At 67.2% G+C, this 17,032-nt stretch carries 18 protein-coding genes; 9 read left to right on the top strand and 9 right to left on the bottom strand.

The window, feature by feature from the left end; all coding sequences use genetic code 11:
• Positions 1 to 27: 27 nt before the first annotated feature.
• Positions 28 to 651: an SCO family protein gene (locus JKF87_RS05905; RefSeq protein WP_201098281.1), complete on the bottom strand. Its 624-nt coding sequence runs from the start codon at positions 649 to 651 to the stop codon at positions 28 to 30.
• Positions 652 to 695: 44 nt separating this feature from the next.
• Between JKF87_RS05905 and JKF87_RS05900 the strand changes: the two genes are divergently transcribed.
• Both JKF87_RS05900 and JKF87_RS05895 read left to right on the top strand, forming a co-directional pair.
• Complete coding sequence (locus tag JKF87_RS05900; protein WP_307417599.1) at positions 696 to 2,129, top strand: ActS/PrrB/RegB family redox-sensitive histidine kinase; 1,434 nt, start codon at positions 696 to 698, stop codon at positions 2,127 to 2,129.
• A gap of 94 nt (positions 2,130 to 2,223) precedes the next feature.
• A complete protein-coding gene (locus JKF87_RS05895) occupies positions 2,224 to 2,778 on the top strand; it encodes an ActR/PrrA/RegA family redox response regulator transcription factor (RefSeq protein ID WP_201098279.1) in 555 nt (184 codons plus the stop codon).
• A gap of 241 nt (positions 2,779 to 3,019) precedes the next feature.
• Here JKF87_RS05895 and mmcB read toward each other — a convergent pair whose 3' ends face one another.
• The 3 genes from mmcB to thpR are packed head-to-tail and all read right to left on the bottom strand — an operon-like array spanning position 3,020 to position 4,593.
• Positions 3,020 to 3,460, bottom strand: a complete 441-nt coding sequence (mmcB, locus tag JKF87_RS05890; RefSeq protein ID WP_201098277.1) for a DNA repair putative endonuclease MmcB — start codon at positions 3,458 to 3,460, stop codon at positions 3,020 to 3,022.
• A 48-nt stretch (positions 3,461 to 3,508) separates the two neighbouring features.
• Positions 3,509 to 4,057, bottom strand: a complete 549-nt coding sequence (locus tag JKF87_RS05885) for a GNAT family N-acetyltransferase (RefSeq protein WP_201098275.1) — start codon at positions 4,055 to 4,057, stop codon at positions 3,509 to 3,511.
• Complete coding sequence (thpR, locus tag JKF87_RS05880) at positions 4,054 to 4,593, bottom strand: RNA 2',3'-cyclic phosphodiesterase (RefSeq protein WP_201098273.1); 540 nt, start codon at positions 4,591 to 4,593, stop codon at positions 4,054 to 4,056. The genes JKF87_RS05885 and thpR overlap by 4 nt, the downstream gene beginning before the upstream one ends.
• A 130-nt stretch (positions 4,594 to 4,723) precedes the next feature.
• Here thpR and JKF87_RS05875 point away from each other — a divergent pair, with 130 nt between their 5' ends.
• Positions 4,724 to 5,473, top strand: coding sequence for a Bax inhibitor-1/YccA family protein (locus JKF87_RS05875; protein ID WP_201098270.1), 750 nt, complete (start codon positions 4,724 to 4,726; stop codon positions 5,471 to 5,473).
• Between the two features lie 116 nt (positions 5,474 to 5,589).
• A complete protein-coding gene (locus tag JKF87_RS05870; protein ID WP_201098268.1) occupies positions 5,590 to 6,381 on the top strand; it encodes a hypothetical protein in 792 nt (263 codons plus the stop codon).
• Between the two features lie 6 nt (positions 6,382 to 6,387).
• Here JKF87_RS05870 and JKF87_RS05865 read toward each other — a convergent pair whose 3' ends face one another.
• On the bottom strand, positions 6,388 to 6,723 hold the full coding sequence (locus JKF87_RS05865) for a DUF2794 domain-containing protein (RefSeq protein ID WP_201098266.1): 336 nt from the start codon (positions 6,721 to 6,723) through the stop codon (positions 6,388 to 6,390).
• Positions 6,724 to 7,067: 344 nt separating this feature from the next.
• Positions 7,068 to 8,411 carry a trypsin-like peptidase domain-containing protein gene (locus tag JKF87_RS05860; protein WP_201098264.1) on the bottom strand — a complete coding sequence of 448 codons (1,344 nt, stop codon included), beginning with the start codon at positions 8,409 to 8,411 and terminating at the stop codon, positions 7,068 to 7,070.
• 141 nt (positions 8,412 to 8,552) lie between these two features.
• Between JKF87_RS05860 and JKF87_RS05855 the strand changes: the two genes are divergently transcribed.
• From JKF87_RS05855 to JKF87_RS05840, 4 genes are all read left to right on the top strand, one after another.
• Positions 8,553 to 8,852 carry a DUF6356 family protein gene (locus JKF87_RS05855; protein ID WP_201098261.1) on the top strand — a complete coding sequence of 100 codons (300 nt, stop codon included), beginning with the start codon at positions 8,553 to 8,555 and terminating at the stop codon, positions 8,850 to 8,852.
• Between the two features lie 82 nt (positions 8,853 to 8,934).
• Positions 8,935 to 10,095: a 23S rRNA (adenine(2503)-C(2))-methyltransferase RlmN gene (rlmN, locus tag JKF87_RS05850; RefSeq protein ID WP_201098259.1), complete on the top strand. Its 1,161-nt coding sequence runs from the start codon at positions 8,935 to 8,937 to the stop codon at positions 10,093 to 10,095.
• A 94-nt stretch (positions 10,096 to 10,189) separates the two neighbouring features.
• The gene (locus JKF87_RS05845; protein ID WP_201098257.1) at positions 10,190 to 10,624 is read left to right on the top strand and encodes a DUF350 domain-containing protein; all 435 of its coding nucleotides are present in this window, start codon (positions 10,190 to 10,192) and stop codon (positions 10,622 to 10,624) included.
• Positions 10,625 to 10,629: 5 nt separating this feature from the next.
• Positions 10,630 to 11,460, top strand: coding sequence for a S1 family peptidase (locus JKF87_RS05840; RefSeq protein WP_201098255.1), 831 nt, complete (start codon positions 10,630 to 10,632; stop codon positions 11,458 to 11,460).
• Positions 11,461 to 11,511: 51 nt separating this feature from the next.
• On the opposite strand, the gene JKF87_RS05835 is transcribed toward JKF87_RS05840, so the two are convergent.
• The gene (locus tag JKF87_RS05835; RefSeq protein WP_201098253.1) at positions 11,512 to 14,370 is read right to left on the bottom strand and encodes a M16 family metallopeptidase; all 2,859 of its coding nucleotides are present in this window, start codon (positions 14,368 to 14,370) and stop codon (positions 11,512 to 11,514) included.
• A 175-nt stretch (positions 14,371 to 14,545) separates the two neighbouring features.
• Positions 14,546 to 15,415: an isoaspartyl peptidase/L-asparaginase family protein gene (locus tag JKF87_RS05830; RefSeq protein WP_201098251.1), complete on the bottom strand. Its 870-nt coding sequence runs from the start codon at positions 15,413 to 15,415 to the stop codon at positions 14,546 to 14,548.
• 145 nt (positions 15,416 to 15,560) lie between these two features.
• Here JKF87_RS05830 and JKF87_RS05825 point away from each other — a divergent pair, with 145 nt between their 5' ends.
• Positions 15,561 to 16,562, top strand: a complete 1,002-nt coding sequence (locus JKF87_RS05825; RefSeq protein WP_201098249.1) for an NADPH:quinone oxidoreductase family protein — start codon at positions 15,561 to 15,563, stop codon at positions 16,560 to 16,562.
• Positions 16,563 to 16,604: 42 nt separating this feature from the next.
• Here JKF87_RS05825 and JKF87_RS05820 read toward each other — a convergent pair whose 3' ends face one another.
• The gene (locus JKF87_RS05820; protein WP_201098247.1) at positions 16,605 to 17,003 is read right to left on the bottom strand and encodes a YkvA family protein; all 399 of its coding nucleotides are present in this window, start codon (positions 17,001 to 17,003) and stop codon (positions 16,605 to 16,607) included.
• Positions 17,004 to 17,032: the final 29 nt, after the last annotated feature.

Raw genomic sequence — 17,032 nt, 5'->3', positions numbered from 1 at the left:
AAAGGTATTCACGGGCCGAAAACGGCCTCAGCCCCGATCCATCGCCTGTTCGATGATCCTGGTCGATTTGTCCGGGCCCAGACCATAGGCGACGGCGGTGCGGAACCGGCCGTCCGGTCCCATCAGATAGACGGTCAGGCTGTGGTTCATCGTATAGCCCTCGCCCTCGCCGACCTTTTCATAGAAGGCGCGATAGGCCTTGGCCGCCTTGGCGACCTGCTCCGTCGTGCCCGTCAGGCCGATGGTCCCCTTGGGGAAGCCGTCTGACGACAGATAGTCCTTCAGCATCTGCGGCGTGTCGCGCTGGGGGTCGATGCTGACGAAGATGATCTGCAGGTCCTTGCCCTTGTCGCCCAGCTGCTGCTGCACGGCGGCCATTTCGGCCAGGGTCGTGGGGCAGAACTCGGGGCAGTAGGTGAAGCCGAAGAAGACCAGGCTCCACTTGCCGTTCAACAGGGTCTGATCGACCGTCTGGCCGTCCTGATTGACCAGTTGGAAGTCGCCGCCGACCAGCGGCTGTCCTGACGAGGTGACCTCGGCGCCGGGTCCGACGCGGTCGCGTCCGCTGACCACCACCACGGTGACGATGGCCAGGGCGGCGGCGATGGCGATACAGGCGCCTGCGAACAGCAGGATGGAACGGCGCGGCATGACGGCCTCTCACGAAACGGAACTTGCCGGTCTATAGAAGGACCGTGACCTCGACAGAAGCCCACATTGCGCCGCAACCCCCCGACCTTGACGGCTGGAGCGACGTGCCGCGCCGTGGCCGGGGCTTTTCCCTTCGCACCCTGATCGTTCTGCGCTGGCTGACCATACTGGGCCAGAGCGCCGCGATCCTGACCGCCTATGGGGTGCTGCACTTCCCCCTGCCGTTGTGGCCCTGCCTGATCGTCATCGCCATCAGCGCGGGCGTGAACGTGGCGGCGATGGCGCGCGTGCGGCGGCTGGAGTCCAGCCTGCCAGATGGACGCCAGACGGCGATCCATCTGGGTTTCGACATTTTCCAGCTGGGCGTGCTGCTGGGGCTGACCGGCGGGTTGGAAAACCCCTTCTGCCTGCTGCTGGTCGCGCCGGTGACGATCGCGGCGGCGGCCCTTCCGGCGCGTCAGGCCCTGTTGCTGGGCCTGCTGGCCCTGGTGGCGGTGGCGGTGCTGTTCTTCTGGTCCGAACCGCTGCCGTGGCGGCCCTATGAGCATTTCCACCTGCCGACCCTGTACCGGCTGGGCATGGCCATGGCCCTGGTGACGGGGGTGGTCTTCACCGCCGGATACGCCTGGCGGGTGGCGGCGGACGCGGAAAAGCTGGAGCTGGCTCTGGCCACGACCCAGGACGTGCTGCAACGCGAACAGCGGCTGGCGGCGCTGGGCGGGCTGGCGGCGGCGGCGGCGCATGAGCTTGGCACGCCGCTGGCGACCATTCAGGTGGTGGCCAAGGAGATGAAGCGCGCCGCGCCGCCCGGCGGCGAGGTGGCGGAAGACGCCGACCTGATCCTGCAACAGGCCGAACGCTGTCGGGGCATTCTGGCCCAGCTGTCGCAACAGCCAGAGGGCGACGACGCCCTCTATGCCGATGTCGCGCTGAAGGCTTTGCTGGAGGAAGTGGTTCAGCCGCACCGGGGGTTCGATCTGGCGTTCGAGGTGGCGGTCCGCACCCCGCCCGGTCAGCCCGCGCCGCGCGTGCGCCGGATGCCTGAGGTGGTGCATGGCCTGTCGACCCTGGTCGAAAACGCCGCCGACTTCGCCCGGTCGCGCGTCGAAATCCGGGCTCTGGTGGATGCGGGTTGGATCGAGGTCGAAATTCTCGATGACGGTCCCGGCTTCGCCAGCGACATCCTGCCCCGTCTGGGCGAGCCCTATGTGACCAGCCGCCCGCACGGAAAGGCGCGGCGCGCCCTGGCCGACCAGATCGCCGCCGCCGCCCGCCGCCGCCCGCCGGTCGAGGCGCCGATTGCACCCAGCCAGGGCGGCATGGGCCTGGGCTTCTTCATCGCCCGCACGCTTCTGGAGCGGACCGGCGGCTCGGTCAGCGTGGGTCAGGGCTTGTCTCACGCGGACGGCAAACCCGCCGGACGGGGGGCGCGCGTCGCCGTTCGCTGGGCGCGTCCGGCGCTGGAAGTCGCCGAATGAGTGTGGTTTCGTGATTGGGTCTTAGCGTCGCAGGGGGAACCTTGCGCTTGACCCGCGCGCTGTCGGTCCCGACTTGAAGCGGCAGGAGAGAATAATGTCCGACCTAGAGACCCGTATCGCCGCCTTGCCCGACAAGTCCCTGCTGCTGCTGGACGATGATCAGGCCCTGCGCACCCGCATGGGCCGCGCCCTCGAAGCGCGCGGCTTTGACGTGACGACGGCGGAATCCGTCGCCGAAGCCACCGCCGCCCTGCGTGACAAGGCCCCCGCCTTCGCTGTGCTGGACATGCGCCTTGAGGACGGCAACGGCCTGAAGGTGGTCGAGGCGGTGCGCGATCGTCGCGCCGACGCCCGCATCGTCATGCTGACCGGATACGGCGCCATCGCCACCGCCGTCGCTGCGGTCAAGGCCGGGGCCGTCGACTATCTGTCCAAACCCGCCGACGCCGACGACGTGGTCAAGGCCCTGCTGGCCACAGGCGAGGCGCCTGAGCCGCCGGAAAATCCGATGAGCGCCGACCGGGTGCGTTGGGAGCATATCCAGCGGGTCTATGAGCTGTGCGACCACAATGTCTCGGAAACCGCTCGCCGCCTGGGCATGCACCGCCGCACCCTGCAGCGGATTCTGGCCAAGCGCGCGCCGCGGTGAACTGGGCCTATCGCTTTCGTGTGCGTGTATCGTGAGGCCGGTGTCGAGTTAGGTTCAATCGACATTCGTTAGGACAGGCTTCCGGTTCGTCATTCCGGGGCTGAGCGGAGCGAAGAACCCGGACCCAGGGCCGCATGCGCAATGCGGGACGCGCTTAAAGCCTGATACGTGCCGCCTGGGTTCCGGGTTCGTCCTTCGGACGCCCCGGAATGACGTAGTGAAGCTGAATGTCGATTGAACCTTAGTCCCGCATCGCCCGCCATGCGCCCAGGCGGGCAAAGGCGATGGTCAGGGCCTTGCGGCGCGCGGGCGCCAAAGGGGATGACGGGGCGTCGCGAAGGACGGCGCCGCCAAAGCCGTCGGCGACGATCAAGCCGGGTTCCTCGGGCAGAATGTCTTGCGGAAACTCAGGCGCGACGGCGAAATAGAAGGCGTCGCAGAACGGGCCGTATTCATGCCATTTGCGGTCGACGCGGTAGTCGTCGACGCCCGACTTCACCTCGCAGATGACGATGTCGCCCTTGGGGCCAATGGCCATGACGTCGGCGCGCCGCCCGTTGGGCAGACAGACTTCCAGCAGGGGCGCATAGCCCATATCCATCATCAGCCGCGCCGCCCCGCGCGTGACGGACAGGGTGGTTTCGGGGCGGCTGAAGACCAGTTCGAGCGTGACGGCGGACATTTCGCTCTTATGTTCCGCTTGTGTTCCGCCCGCAAGCGTGGGGGCGGATCAGCGGATCAGGGTCAGTCGGTTGAGCGCCCATTCCTCGCGCGTCTGTCCCCACAGATTGGCGACGACATGGGCGAAGGGCTCGGGCAGGGCGGAGGGGCCGCGATTGCGCGAGCCCAGACGCTGGGCCAGGCGCGCCGAGGCGGCGTTGCCGTCCTCGATGGTGTGGATGACGTCGTCCCAACCCAGCACATCGAAGGCGTAGTCCATGCTGGCGACAGCCGCCTCCTGCGCATAGCCCTTGCCGGTGGCGTCGGGGTGCAGCGACCAGCCGACCTCCGCGCCGGGCCAGCCGTGCGGGCGCCACGGTCCGATCCGGCCCAGCCATAGGCCGGAGGATTTCTCGATCACCGAGAAGAAGCCCACGCCCGTCAGGCTCCAGGCCCCCGCCACGGTCGCCAGGATGCGCCAGGTCTCCGCCGGCGTCTTGACCCCGCCGATGAAACGGGTGGTTTCGGGATCGGCCTGGAACTCGGCCCAGCGCGGAAAATCCTCCAGCGTCGGCGGGCGCAGGATCAGGCGTTCGGTTTCAACCCGGATGTCGCTCACAACAGATACTCACGCTCCAGTTCGTAATGGCTGCCGTCGTCGGTCAGGACGCTGGAATAGAGGCCGAAGCGGTCGATGCGGATCGGCGGCGAATGCAGCAGATTATGTCCCGCCATCCAGGCCCCGATGCGGTCGGGATTGGTCTGGGGCTTCAGATAGGCCAGGGTGACATGGGGCCGGTATTCGCGCGTCTCCATGACCACGCCCGCCCGTTCCGCCGCCTTCTTGCAGCGTCCGGCCAGAACCGAGAGGGGTTCGTTCGGCGTCTCGACCCCGGCCCACAAGGTGTGGCTGCGGTGGTTGTCGCCAAAGGCGCCGACGCCTTTCAGAGTGATCTCGAACGGCCCGCCGCCGATGCGCGACAGTTCCGAGGCCAGGTCGTCGGTCCGACGTTCGTCCATCTCGCCGTAGAAGCCCAGGGTGACGTGCAGGGCCTCCAGCGGTCGCCAGCGCGCGCCGGGAAGGCCGCTTTGGCGGCGTTTCAACGTATCCGTGACATCGTCCGGCAGGGTCAGGGCGGTGAACAGGCGAAGCATGCGACCGTTGGTAGCGGTGGGAACGTCCGTCTCCAAGTCCGGTTTTCCTTGCAGTCGGGGTCGTGCATGCCGATATTTGCGGCAACGATCCGGGGAAACCTCTTCGGACCATGGGAGAAAGTTCGTCGCCATGAGCGATTTCAACAACGGCTATGCCCGCCCGCTGCCGCAGACGGCCGACATGTCGATCGACGCCGGTCTGCGCGCCTTCATGCTGGGCGTTTACAACAAGCTGGCGCTGGGCCTCGTGGTCGCAGCGGCGCTGGCCTATACGACCGGCAACGTCCCGGCCGTGCAGCAACTGCTCTACACCGTCGGTCCCGACGGCCGCATGGGCATGACCATTCTGGGCATGGCGGTGCAGTTCGCGCCGCTGGTGCTGATCTTCGGTTCGATGTTCTTCATGAAGAACCCGACGGCCCAGGGGACCAGCGTCCTCTACTGGCTGGTCGTGGCCACCATGGGCGCCTCGCTGGGCTGGGTCTTCCTGGTCTATACGGGCGCCAGCGTCGCCTCGACCTTCCTGGTGACCGCCGCCGCCTTCGGCGCGCTGAGCCTGTACGGCTATACGACCAAGCGTGACCTGTCGCCGATGGGCACCTTCCTGATCATGGGCGTGATCGGCCTGATCATCGCCTCGCTGGTCAACATGTTCTGGCCGAACGGCGTCCTGTACTGGATCATCAGCGCCGCCGGCGTGCTGCTGTTCTCGGGCCTGATCGCCTTCGACACCCAGCGTCTGAAGATGAGCTACTACGCCCTGGGCGGCGACAAGAACGCCATCGGCGTCGCCACCAGCTATGGCGCGCTGAGCCTGTTCATCAACTTCGTGAACCTGTTCCTCTTCCTGCTGCGCTTCATGGGCGGCAACCGCAACTAAGGTCAGTCGCAAGACGGATCTGGAAAGGGCCCCTCGCGGGGCCCTTTTCGTTTGCATGCAACCTAACGGCGCCTTCTTATGGTCGCGGCGCGGGTGGTGCGTTGCTGAGGTGAGACATGTTTCGACGTTTGCTGGCGCCGATCTTTTTCGCTCTCGCGATGACTGGGACTGCCCTGGCTCAGGATGCGCCGCCGCAGCAGGTTCAAGTCTGGTCTATCCCTGAGACGGTTCGTCTGGGACAGGCAATTTGGCGTCAGGACATGGCGTCAGCGCGCGCAACTGACGCTTTTCTGGCGGCCTATGCTGGCAAGCTCCCAGAAGGCCTGATTGGCTGGATCGTTGTGGAAGACGGGCGCAATCAGCGTGTTCGCTTTTTGGCGGGTACGATGGATGCGCCGCTAGCCTTCAAGGATGTGGTGGTGGACGATCACCTGCGCGCTGGGGCCGTGGTCGACGCTGCCGACCTCACACTCACGCCCGATGAGCTCGCGAGGTTTTCAGCACGGATGACGGCTGCGCTGGGGATTGGGACATTGCGTTGCGCGGCGCGGTACAACCCGGTTATCCTGAAAAATCCGGACGGAGAGGGATGGCTGGTCTGGTTGCTGGCCTCGACGACGCAGCCGGGTCTGGTGCCTATGGGCGGCCACTATCGGTTCCATATCAGCGCAGACGGCAAGACGGTGGAGCGCCGGGAACAACTGTCGAGTAGTTGTCTGGATATGGATAGCAGCCAGGTTCGGCAGGGCGGGCAGATCGCAGGCCTGTTCACCAACGTGATTGTCGCGCCTCAACCGCTGGAGATTCACGTGTTTGTGTCGCTGCTGAACCAGTTGCCGATCTACACGAGCGCAGGCGGCAAACTGTGGGAAGTGAACGGCGCGCGAATTCAGCCAGTGAACCGCTGATCGGCGCTATTCCACCACCTGAAAGCGGCGGGCGTCGAAGACGCGCAGGACCTGGGGCAGGTCGCGGCCGCGGCGCAGGACCTGGCCCCCTTCGCCGATGACGGCCCATTGGCCCTGGCGGGTCTGGAGCGCGGGGCGTTTTTCGATGCGGTAGGCGGGGGCGTCCCCGGTGCGGCGAAAGACGGCGAACTCGGCGAAGTCTTTGTGGCCGGCCATGGCGTAGTCGCGCCATTCGCCCTGGGCGACCATGCGGCCATAGACCTTCAGGATCGGGTCCAGTTCGCGGCGGTCGAAAAAGACCGGCCCGATCTGCGGCCCGGTTTCGTGAGGGTTCATGCTCATGGTTTGAACTTAAGGGCGCGTTCCGCCAGCGCCAGTGGCGCCGGATAAATCGCCCCCGACACGAAATGGCCCCGTTTCGGTCCTTCGCCCGCCCGGTTGGCCGACGAAACAAGACACATCGGCTCGTCGGAGTTCGGAAGTGTCCGGATACTGAACAGCCCCCCCAGCCCCCTGGATGTTTCCATTAAAGGGCTCCGGCGGCCGATGCTTCCTCCAAGCGAGCGCCCGCCCTGCCGATCCCTCCCCCTCCCAGGCAAGGCGGGCGTTTCGCTGTCTGGAGCCTGGTTTCGGGGTGCAGCCGTGTCCCCCGGCCGGAAGGGCCGGAGGAACGGGCCGGACTTTCCTCAGATCGTCAGCGTCAGCTTCTCGGTTTCGCCGTTGCGCGTCACCGTCACCTCGACGGCGCCCGACGCGGACTGCAGCGCCCGGGCCGCCGCGCGGGAATCCTTGATCGTGGCGCCATTGATGCTGGTGATCAGGTCGCCGGCGATCAGCCCGGCCTGGGCGAAGGGCTGACCTGCCTCGACGGCCGACACCTGGGCGCCGCCGTCGGAATCCCGCACCGTCGCGCCATGGGCGGCCACAGCGCTGGCGCCGATCACCACGGGCACATCCGCCGTCATCTCGACCGGCAGGCTGACCGTGGCCTCGCGCCCGCCGCGCAGATAGACCACGCTGAGATCGGAGCCGGGCGCAGCGATGCCGACGGTGGCGTTGATCGAACCGGCGTTGGCGACCGGGCGGCCGGCGATGCGGGTGATGACATCGTTGTGGCGCAGGCCCGCGCGCTCGGCCGGAGAGCCTGGCGCGACATCGGCGACCACGGCGCCCCGCACTATGCGCAGGTTCAGCTCACGCGCCCGTTCAGCATTCAGAGAGCCGAAGATGGCCCCGGTCGAGCCGCGCTTGACCTCTCCGTTCTTCCTCAGCTGGTCGGCGACATAGAGCATGATCCGCGTCGGCACGGCGAAGGCGATGCCGTCATTGCCGCCCCCGAACCCGCCCGACAGGATCGAGGTGTTGATGCCGATCAGACGGCCCCGGCTGTCCAGCAGCGGTCCGCCCGAATTGCCGGAGTTCACGGCGGCGTCGGTCTGGATATAGTCCTCGACCGCATCGCCCAGGCCGGAGCGGTTCAGGCCCGAGACCACGCCCATGGTCAGGGTCTGGTCCAACCCCAGCGGATAGCCGACGGCGAAGGCCAGATCGCCGGTGCGCAGGGTGTCGGAATCCACCGTCTGCACCTGACGCAGGTTCAGCGGGCGCCCGTCGGGCACGATCTTCAGCACCGCGATGTCGGTGGCCTTGTCCGCGCCGATCAGGGTGGCGTCGAACAGGCGCCCGTCGGTCAGGTCGATGGTGAACTTGCGCCCGCCCTCGACCACATGGTTGTTGGTGATCACAATCCCTTCGGCGGCGTCGACGATGACGCCAGAGCCCGAGGCGTAGGGCTTGGGATCGCCGCCGTCCGAACTGGGGCCGCGCGACTGTCCCAGGGTCGTCACCTGCACCACGGCGGGCAGGGAGCCTTCCAGGCCGGAGGAGAAGCTGAACACGCCGCGTCTTGCATCATAGGGCAGGCTGGCGGGGGCGGCCTGGGCCTGTGCGAGCGCCTGAACGGGTGCGGCGGCGCCGAACACGGCGACGGCGACAGCGATGGACGAAACGGCCCTGAAGCTTAGCGGCATGAGCTTTCCTTTGATCGAATGCGGACCCTAAACCGAGAAATCCGTGCTGACGATGGCCTGTTTCGCTCTCTGGATTTGGGGGTTGCGCAAAAGCCGTTTCAGGGGGACGATTGTAATCTTGTATCACCGGAGTTTGATCTCATGAGCCAGACGACGATCGACCGCACCCGTTCGGGTTCGACGCCGTTCGCCCGGCTGTTTCGTGATCACCCGCGCGAGGTGGGCGAAACCTATTTCGAACATATGGCCGCCTCGTCCGCCTTTGGGTTCAGGCTGATGGGCCTGGCCTGCGCCGCCTTCGCTCACGCCCTGGTTCCGGGGGTGCATAAGGCGACCGTCTCCACCGCCATTCGCGGCATGGCCGCCGACATGGGCGGCCGTGCAGAGGAAGCGCGCGAAACGCGCATGCGCGACGCCGGCGTCTGGGACGTCGGGCTTTAGGAACCGTCCTTTTCCGCCCGGCCATGCAATCGCCGGGATCCGTGCTATATAGGCAGGCTCAACTGCATGCAGGATCGCCGCCTTGAGCATCACGCTCGACCTTTCGCGCGTCTCTAACGCGCCCGCCGTCAAGCCTCTCGTCAACCTGTCCGGGCTGACGCGCGAGGGTCTGCGTCAAGCATTGATCGACGCCGGTGTCTGCCCGCCTGAAAAGGCCAAGATGCGCGCCAGCCAGATCTGGGGCTGGATCCACCACTATGGCGTGACCGAGTTTTCGGCCATGAGCAATGTGGCCAAGGACATGCAGGCCAAGCTGGCCGAGCATTTCACCCTGGCCCGCCCCGAGATCGTCGAGCGTCAGGTGTCCAAGGATGGCACGCGCAAATGGCTGATCCGCACGGCGCCGGGCATCGAGGTCGAGGCCGTCTATATTCCCGACGTGGGCCGCGCGGGCGCCCTGTGCGTCTCGTCCCAGGTCGGCTGCACCCTGAACTGCACCTTCTGCCACACCGGCACGCAGAAACTGGTCCGCAACCTGACCACGGCCGAGATCGTGGCCCAGGTCCAGGTGGCGCGCGACGATCTGGAGGAATGGCCGTCGCCCATGGAAGACCGCCGCCTGTCCAACATCGTCTTCATGGGCATGGGCGAGCCACTCTACAATCTGGACCATGTCGCCGACGCCATCGACATCATTTCCGACAATGAGGGCATCGCCCTGTCGCGCCGCCGCATCACGGTCTCGACCTCGGGCGTGGTGCCGCAGTTGGAGGCGCTGGGCACGCGCACGGCGGCCATGCTGGCCATCAGCCTGCACGCCACCAACGACGCCCTGCGCGATGTTCTGGTGCCGCTGAACAAGAAATATCCGCTGGAGCAGCTGATGGCGGGCATCCGGGCCTATCCGGGCCTGTCCAATGCGCGCCGCGTCACCTTCGAATACGTCATGCTGAAGGGCGTCAACGACAGCCCTGAAGAAGCCAGGGCGTTGCTGAAACTGATCGAAGGCATTCCGGCCAAGGTCAACCTGATCCCGTTCAACCCCTGGCCTGGCACCGACTATCAGTGCTCGGACTGGAAGACGATCGAACGCTTCGCCGCCATCCTGAACAAGGCCGGATACGCCAGCCCAATCCGCACCCCGCGCGGCCGCGACATCTTGGCCGCCTGCGGCCAGCTGAAGTCCGAAAGCGAAAAGATCCGGGCAAGTGCGGCGAGAAAAGCAGAGCAGGCCGCAGCTTAAAGGCCGCGCCGGCACTGGCTTGTAATCTTTCGTCACAAGGTGTGGCCGTGGGGCGCTTGCGGATTGGGGCGACAATCAGGCAAGGCGTGGAGCCATGGACCCGTCCGATGTTCTGACCAGCGCCGAGGTGCAGGCTTTCGCCTCGGGCTTCCCGATCATGGTGATGCACCTGGTCGTCAGCCTGCTGCTGCTTGCGGCGGGGGCGGCGGTCTATGTCATGCTGACGCCATGGCGCGAGATCGCGCTGATCCGTGAGGGGAACCCGGCCGCCGCCGTGGCCTTCGCCGGGGTTCTGGTCGGGCTGGCCATTCCGCTGGCGGTGTCGATGTCGGTGTCCAACTCGGTGCGCGACATCGCCATATGGGGCGTGGCGACAGTGGTGCTGCAGCTTCTGGCCTTCCGGGTCGTGGACATGCTGCTGACCGGCCTGCCGCAGAGGATCAAGGACGGAGAGGTTTCCGCCGCCGTGGTTCTGGTCGGCGCAAAGCTGGCCACGGCGTTGATCATGTCCGCCGCCCTGACGGGGTGAGCGGGATGCAGTTTCCCCGCCTGCCCGACTGGGCCATCTATGCGGCGGTCGTCGGGGTGCTGCTGAGCGTCTCTGTTGCGCGACGCGAGAACGCGGATGCGCCGCCTGCCCCGCCGCCGCCGGATGCGGTGGAGGGGGCGCTGCTGGGGCCGATCACGCCCTTTGACGCCGCCGTCACGGTCAATGCGCCAGAGACGCCGTTCCAGCCCACCTCCGGCACCGCCTTCTCGATTGCGGGCGAGGGGCGCTGGGTCACGGCCCGCCATGTGGTGGAGGGATGCCGCAAGCCCGCCCTGGTCATCGGCGGCGGGCGCGCCATCGCCGCCGACGTGCGCCTGGCTGCGCGCGCGGACGTGGCGCTTCTGATTACGGACGGGGGTCCGCCCGCCCTGCCGGTCGCTGTCGATGCGCCCCTGCACAAGAACCAGCGCGCCTTCCATCCGGGCTTTCCGCAGGGCAGCGCGGGCGAGGTGACCTCGCGTCTGCTGGGGCGCGAAACCCTGCAGATTTCAGGGCGCGGGGCGCGGTCCGAGCCGGTTCTGGCCTGGGCGGAAGTGGGGCGGACGCGCGGCCTCACGGGCACCCTGTCGGGGCTTTCGGGGGCGCCTGCGCTGGATCGTCATGGGCGGGTGATCGGCGTCACCCTGGCGGAATCACCGCGTCGGGGCCGGATCTATACGACGGCACCGGAATCCTTTGGCCCCGCCATCCGGGGCGAGCAGCGCGCGGACGAGGCGTCGCTGGGCGAGCCGGTCACGATCGACAACTATGGTCGGGTGTCCGACACCCTGCGGCGCGACCTGCGCGTGGCCCAGGTGGTCTGCCTGTCGGTCTGAACCGCCGCCTCCTCCCCGCGTGAGACGGGAAGGAGGTCCGGGTTTCCGGCCTTACTTAAGCGTGGCGCTGTTCAGGTTCAGGTCGTCGATGTTGATGACTTCGACGTTGGGGTGTTTGGCGCGCAGGGCGTCCAGGAACAGCGAACCGTCGCCCACGATCACCAGGCTGGCGCGGTTGATCGGCAGGTGGTTGGCGAAGGCCGCCTGGACCTGTTCCGGGGTCACGGCGCGCACCCGGCCGGCATAGGCGGCCAGTTCGGTCATCGGCAGGTCGTACTGGGCCAGGCCCGCGACCAGAGAGCCCAGCCCGTCCACCGTCTCCAGCGAATCGCCGAAGCCGCCGATCAGGGTGGCGCGTCGCGGGGCCAGATCAGCCTCGGTCGCGCGCGTCGCGCCCAGCTTGCCGACTTCGCTCAGCAGCAGATCAGCGACCTTTACGGCGGATTCGTTCTTGGTCTGGGCCGAGGCGGTGAACAAGCCCGCATTGGCGCGGACGCCCAGCGACGAGCTTGCACCATAGGACAGACCGCCCTTGATGCGGATTTCCTGGTTCAGACGCGACGAGAAGCCGCCGCCCAGCAGGGTGTTGCCAACCGTCAGCGGGAAGTAGTCGGCGTCGGTGCGCGACACGCCGCGGATGGCGGCGAAGACGGCGGCCTGACCGGCGCCCGGCTGGTTGATCACCACCACGCGCGGGGGCAGGGCGGCGCCGGCGGGATTGGCGACTGCGGCGGGAGCGGCGCCGGTTACGGTCCAGTCACCGAACGCCTGCTGCGCCAGCTCACGCGCGGCCGCAGGGGTGATGTCGCCCGAGAAGACCAGGGTCGCGTTCGCGGGGCGATAGCGGGCCGCATGGAAGGCGGCGACATCAGCGGTGGTGATCGTCGGCACCGATTCCACCGTGCCCGATCCGGGGGCGCCGTAAGGGGCTGCGCCATAGATGACGCGGGCGGCGGCCAGACGGGCGACCGGGCCGGGCTGGCTGAGGGCCACGCGCAGGCCGTCCAGGGTCTGGGCCTGCTGACGCTCCAGCTCCTCGCCGTCGAAGGCGGGGTTCTTCACCAGATCCGCCATCAGGGCCACCGTCTGGCCAAAGGCGTTGGCGGGGGCGTTGGCGTAGACGCTGGAGAAGTCCGATCCCGCGCTGGCGCCGATCACCGCGCCCAGTTGCTCGATCTGGGTGGCGATCTCCGGGGCGGATTTCGTCTTGGTGCCCTGGGTCAGAAGGGCCGAGGTCAGGGTGGCGACGCCCGCCTTGTCAGATGGATCGGTCGCCGTGCCCGCATTGATGTTTAGACGCGCCGAGATCAGCGGCAGGCCGTTGGTCGGGGCCACCAGGACGCGCAGGCCGTTGGCGAGGCGGAACTCGCTGACGGCGGGTGTGGCGGGGGCCACTTCGGCGCCCGGTTGCGGCAGGGCCGCGCGCTGGCCCTCCGGCAGCAGGGTGACCGGTGCGCCTGCGGGCGCAAGGTCGGCGACCTTGACCGGCGCATCCACATTGGTGCGCGCGACCGACGGCGGATTGGCGGCGTCGGAGGCCAGGTACAGGATCGTCGACTGGCGTTGCGGCGTCAGATACTTGCGGGCCACGCGCTGGACGTCGGCGATGGTGACGGCCTGGATGCGGGCGACCTCCTGATCGGCGGCGGCTGCGCTGCCCGTGTTGATCAGCGAGAAGCCCAGGGTCTGGGCGCGGCCTTCGACGGTTTCGCGGCTGCGCAGGGCGTCGGCGACCAGTTCGTTCTGGGCCTCGGACAGTTCGGCGGCGGTGACCGGCTGATCGCGCAGCTTGGCGATTTCTTCGTTCAGGGCGGCGACGCCTTCTTCGGCGGTGTGGCCATCAGCCATGATCGAATAGGCGGCCAGATTGCCGGCCTGCTGTGCGAAGTCGGGGTTGGAGCCGATGCTGGTGGCGATCTGCTTGTCATAGACCAGCGAACGATACAGGCGGCTGCTTTCACCGGTGGACAGGATGCCGTCCAGCACCTCCAGCGCCGGGCGGTCGGCGTCGGCGTATTTCACGGCGGGCCAGGCGATCACCGCCGTCGGCAGGGGTACGTTCGGCGCATAATAGGTGACGGTCTTGGGACCTGTCGGCTCGGGCTCCGCGACATTATTGGCCGGGATCGGCGTCGTCGGGTTCTTCAGCGGGGTGAAATACTGGTCGACCCAGCGGTCCAGCTGGGCCTGATCGAAATTGCCCGCCACGATCAGATAGGCGTTGTCCGGGCGATAGTAGGTGGCGTGGAAGCGACGCACGTCGTCCAGGGACGAGGCCTCCAGTTCTTCGATCGAGCCGATGCCCGGACGGCGATAGGGGCTGTCCTTGTAGATGGTTTCAGGCAGGAACAGGCCGAACAGGCGGCCGTAGGGGCTGGCCAGAATTCGCTGGCGGTACTCCTCCTTCACCACGTCGCGTTCGGAGATGAAGGTCGGCTCGTCCACGACCAGCGACCCCATGCGGTCGGCCTCGGCGAACAACAGGCGTTGCAGGTGGTTGGCCGGAATCGTCTCGTGGTAAGCGGTCACGTCGTCGGCGGTGAAGGCGTTGTTGCCGCCGCCCACATCCTCGGTCAGGCGGTCGAAGCTTTCGGACGGCAGGTTCTTGGTCGCCTTGAACATCAGGTGTTCGAACAGGTGGGCGAAGCCGGAGCGCCCTGCGGGGTCGTCCTTGGACCCGACCTTGTACCAGACCTGCACCGTGACGTTGGAGGTGTTGGTGTCGCGCGCCGAATAGACCTCCAGCCCGTTGGGCAGCACGCGCCGGGTGAAGCCCAGCGGCGGGACGACGACGCCCTGCTGCGCCTGGATGGCGGCGGCGGGTGCGGGGGAGTTGTCGGCGAAGGCGGCCGGGGCCAGGCTCAGCAGCAGGGCCGATGCGGCGACGGTGGCGGTCAGGCGGAATTTCATTCAGGCGGCTCCAGCGCTGGGCGAATTTGGCGCGACCGTACCAGTGATCCGCACAAACGCACCTTACAGAGATGTAATGAAATGGCGTTGGTCGAATGGTGTTCCGCTGTCGGCGGCGGCTTTTACCTGCCGGACGTGTCGCGGATCAGTAACGCCAAGCTTGTCGTCGCAGACTTCAGTCCCTGAAGACTTCAACCCCGATGTCGCCGTCTGGGGTCAGCCAGGCGTGTTTCATGCCCTGACTGTTGAAGGGCGCGGCGATATTGCCCTGGGCGTCCAGGGCGATCAGGCCGCCGTCGCCGCCCATGACGCCGATCTCGTCGATCACGGCCTGGGTCGCGTCCGCCAGCGACTGTCCCGCCGCGACACGCCAGGCGACCTGTGCGGCGGCGGCGACGCGGATGAAATACTCGCCCTGCCCCGTGCAGGAGGCGGCGGCGCCTGCATCCGCCCAGGTTCCCGCCGCCGGGATCGGGGTGTCGCCGACGCGGCCCGGCATCTTGCCGAATACGCCCGCCGTCGAGGTCGCCGCCGCCAGCCGCCCGTGCGCGTCCAGCACGCAGGCGCCGACCGTGCCGTGGCTGAGGGTTCCCGGCGGATGATTGTCCTCGCCCTTGCCCGCCCCGGTGAACCAGGCGGCTTCGTCGGCGATCATCTCCAATGCCTGATCATGGGCGAACAGGGCTGCGCCTTCGCCGACCAGCATGACGTGGGGTGTCTTTTCCATCACCGCGCGGGCGGCGACGACGGGGTTGCGGAACCCCTGAAGCGCCGCCACCGATCCGGCGCGACGGGTCGATCCATCCATGATGCTGGCGTCCAACTCATAGGCGCCGGCCAGGTTCGGCGAGGCGCCCTTGCCTGCGACATAGAGACCCGAATCCTCAAGCATGACCACCGCCGCGACGGCGACGTCCAGGGCGCTGTCGCCTGCGTCCAGCCGGACCTTCATGGCCTCGACCACCTGGCGCATATGGACGATTTCGGCGTCGTAGTTGCGTTCGCGCCGGGCGCCGGCGCCGCCGTGGATGATGAGGGCGGTCATGTCGTCTTCCTGAGCCTGTTCGGTCGCCTCTTTCAATCGGGCGTGCCGCTCTTTAGCGTCACCACGAAGGCTGCGCCATGGCGGCCGGATCGATCATCGCAACGGTGTCCGGCGCGTTTTGGCGTCGGGGCCACGGAGGGAAATGATGCGCGCTGTACTGTCCAAGACTGCTGGTGGTCCCGAAACCCTTGAGATCGAGGATGTGCTCGATCCGACGCCCAAGGCGGGCGAGGTGATCATCGAGGTCAAGGCGGTGGGCATCAACTTCCCCGACACCCTGATCATCGAGGACAAGTATCAGTTCCGTCCCGAACGTCCCTTCTCGCCCGGCGCTGAAGTCGCGGGCGTGGTCGAGGCGGTGGGCGAGGGCGTCAAGGGCGTGTTCAAGGGCGACCGCGTCATCGCCGTGCCGGGCTGGGGCGGTCTGGTCGAGCGTCTGGCGGTCAAGGCCGAGACCCTGATCCCCATTCCCGACGCCATGAGCTTTGAAGAGGCCGCCGCCCTCGTGATGACTTACGGCACCAGCTATTACGCGCTGAAAGACCGGGCGAAGCTGCAGCCGGGCGAGACCCTGCTGGTGCTGGGGGCTGCGGGCGGCGTCGGGGCGGCTGCGGTCGAACTGGGCAAGGCCATGGGCGCCAAGGTGGTCGCCGCCGCCTCGACCAATGACAAGGTCGAGTTCGCGTTGGAGCTGGGCGCCGACAACGGCCTGATCTATCCGTCCGGCGCGCTGGACAAGGCTGCGCAGAAGCAGCTGTCCGGTGAGTTCAAACTGGCCACGGGCCGCGACGGCGCCGATGTCGTCTATGATGCTGTGGGCGGCGACTACGCCGATCCGGCGCTGCGGGCCATGGATTGGAACGGCCGTTATCTGGTTGTCGGCTTCCCGGCGGGCATCCCGTCCCTGCCGCTGAACCTGACCCTGTTGAAATCGGTGTCGGTGGTCGGGGTCTTCTGGGGCGCGGCTGTGGCGCGCGATCCGCAGGGACACGCCGCAAACATGGCCGAACTGATGCAGTTCTATGCCGAGGGCAAGATCAGGCCGCGCGTGTCCCAGACCTATCCGCTGGAGCGTGCAGGCGAGGCCATCAAGGCCCTGGGCGACCGCAAGGCCCTGGGCAAGATCGTGGTGACGGTCGAAAGCTGATCGCGCCGTCCGCGCCCTTCGCCCCGTGCGGGAGAAGGGCGCCTATTTCTCTTTCAGGCTTTTTACGGCGTCTGCGGCCAACAGCCTGTGGCGCGGCTTGATGTGGGCGCTGACCATGGCGATGACGGCGGCGATCACCGCCGCATCGTCCGTATAGCCGATGCCCGCGAAGACATCGGGAATGGCGTCGATGGGCATGACGAAATAGGCCAGCCCCGCAAAGATCATCCCCTTGGCGCGCAGCGGCGTCTCCGGGTCGCGCGCGGCGTACCAGGCGGCCAGGGCCTGATCGGCGAAGGGTATCCGCGCCGCCGTGCGCTGGATCTTGGGCCAGAAGCTGCGCGTCACGCGCATCTCGTTGACCTTCACGACCGATGGAACCAGCGCCTTGTTCGGGTCGATGGCGTCGGCGGGATCTGCGGGTTTGGCTTTGGCGGTCATGGCCGCTAAATCCTCAAACGAAACTCAGG

It is taken from the genome of Brevundimonas nasdae (assembly GCF_016654005.1).
Lineage (GTDB): Bacteria > Pseudomonadota > Alphaproteobacteria > Caulobacterales > Caulobacteraceae > Brevundimonas > Brevundimonas nasdae.
This window is presented reverse-complemented; position numbering and strand designations above follow the sequence as displayed.

Bases quoted from the DNA above. Each gene is read 5' to 3' on its own strand.
- JKF87_RS05860 (WP_201098264.1), bottom strand. From the start codon at position 8,411: ATGCCGCTAAGCTTCAGGGCCGTTTCGTCCATCGCTGTCGCCGTCGCC.
- JKF87_RS05895 (WP_201098279.1), top strand. From the start codon at position 2,224: ATGTCCGACCTAGAGACCCGTATCGCCGCCTTGCCCGACAAGTCCCTG.
- JKF87_RS05835 (WP_201098253.1), bottom strand. From the start codon at position 14,370: ATGAAATTCCGCCTGACCGCCACCGTCGCCGCATCGGCCCTGCTGCTG.
- JKF87_RS05875 (WP_201098270.1), top strand. From the start codon at position 4,724: ATGAGCGATTTCAACAACGGCTATGCCCGCCCGCTGCCGCAGACGGCC.
- JKF87_RS05905 (WP_201098281.1), bottom strand. From the start codon at position 651: ATGCCGCGCCGTTCCATCCTGCTGTTCGCAGGCGCCTGTATCGCCATC.
- JKF87_RS05820 (WP_201098247.1), bottom strand. From the start codon at position 17,003: ATGACCGCCAAAGCCAAACCCGCAGATCCCGCCGACGCCATCGACCCG.
- JKF87_RS05845 (WP_201098257.1), top strand. From the start codon at position 10,190: ATGGACCCGTCCGATGTTCTGACCAGCGCCGAGGTGCAGGCTTTCGCC.
- mmcB (WP_201098277.1), bottom strand. From the start codon at position 3,460: ATGTCCGCCGTCACGCTCGAACTGGTCTTCAGCCGCCCCGAAACCACC.
- thpR (WP_201098273.1), bottom strand. From the start codon at position 4,593: ATGCTTCGCCTGTTCACCGCCCTGACCCTGCCGGACGATGTCACGGAT.
- JKF87_RS05865 (WP_201098266.1), bottom strand. From the start codon at position 6,723: ATGAGCATGAACCCTCACGAAACCGGGCCGCAGATCGGGCCGGTCTTT.
- JKF87_RS05830 (WP_201098251.1), bottom strand. From the start codon at position 15,415: ATGACCGCCCTCATCATCCACGGCGGCGCCGGCGCCCGGCGCGAACGC.
- JKF87_RS05825 (WP_201098249.1), top strand. From the start codon at position 15,561: ATGCGCGCTGTACTGTCCAAGACTGCTGGTGGTCCCGAAACCCTTGAG.
- JKF87_RS05840 (WP_201098255.1), top strand. From the start codon at position 10,630: ATGCAGTTTCCCCGCCTGCCCGACTGGGCCATCTATGCGGCGGTCGTC.
- JKF87_RS05870 (WP_201098268.1), top strand. From the start codon at position 5,590: ATGTTTCGACGTTTGCTGGCGCCGATCTTTTTCGCTCTCGCGATGACT.
- JKF87_RS05855 (WP_201098261.1), top strand. From the start codon at position 8,553: ATGAGCCAGACGACGATCGACCGCACCCGTTCGGGTTCGACGCCGTTC.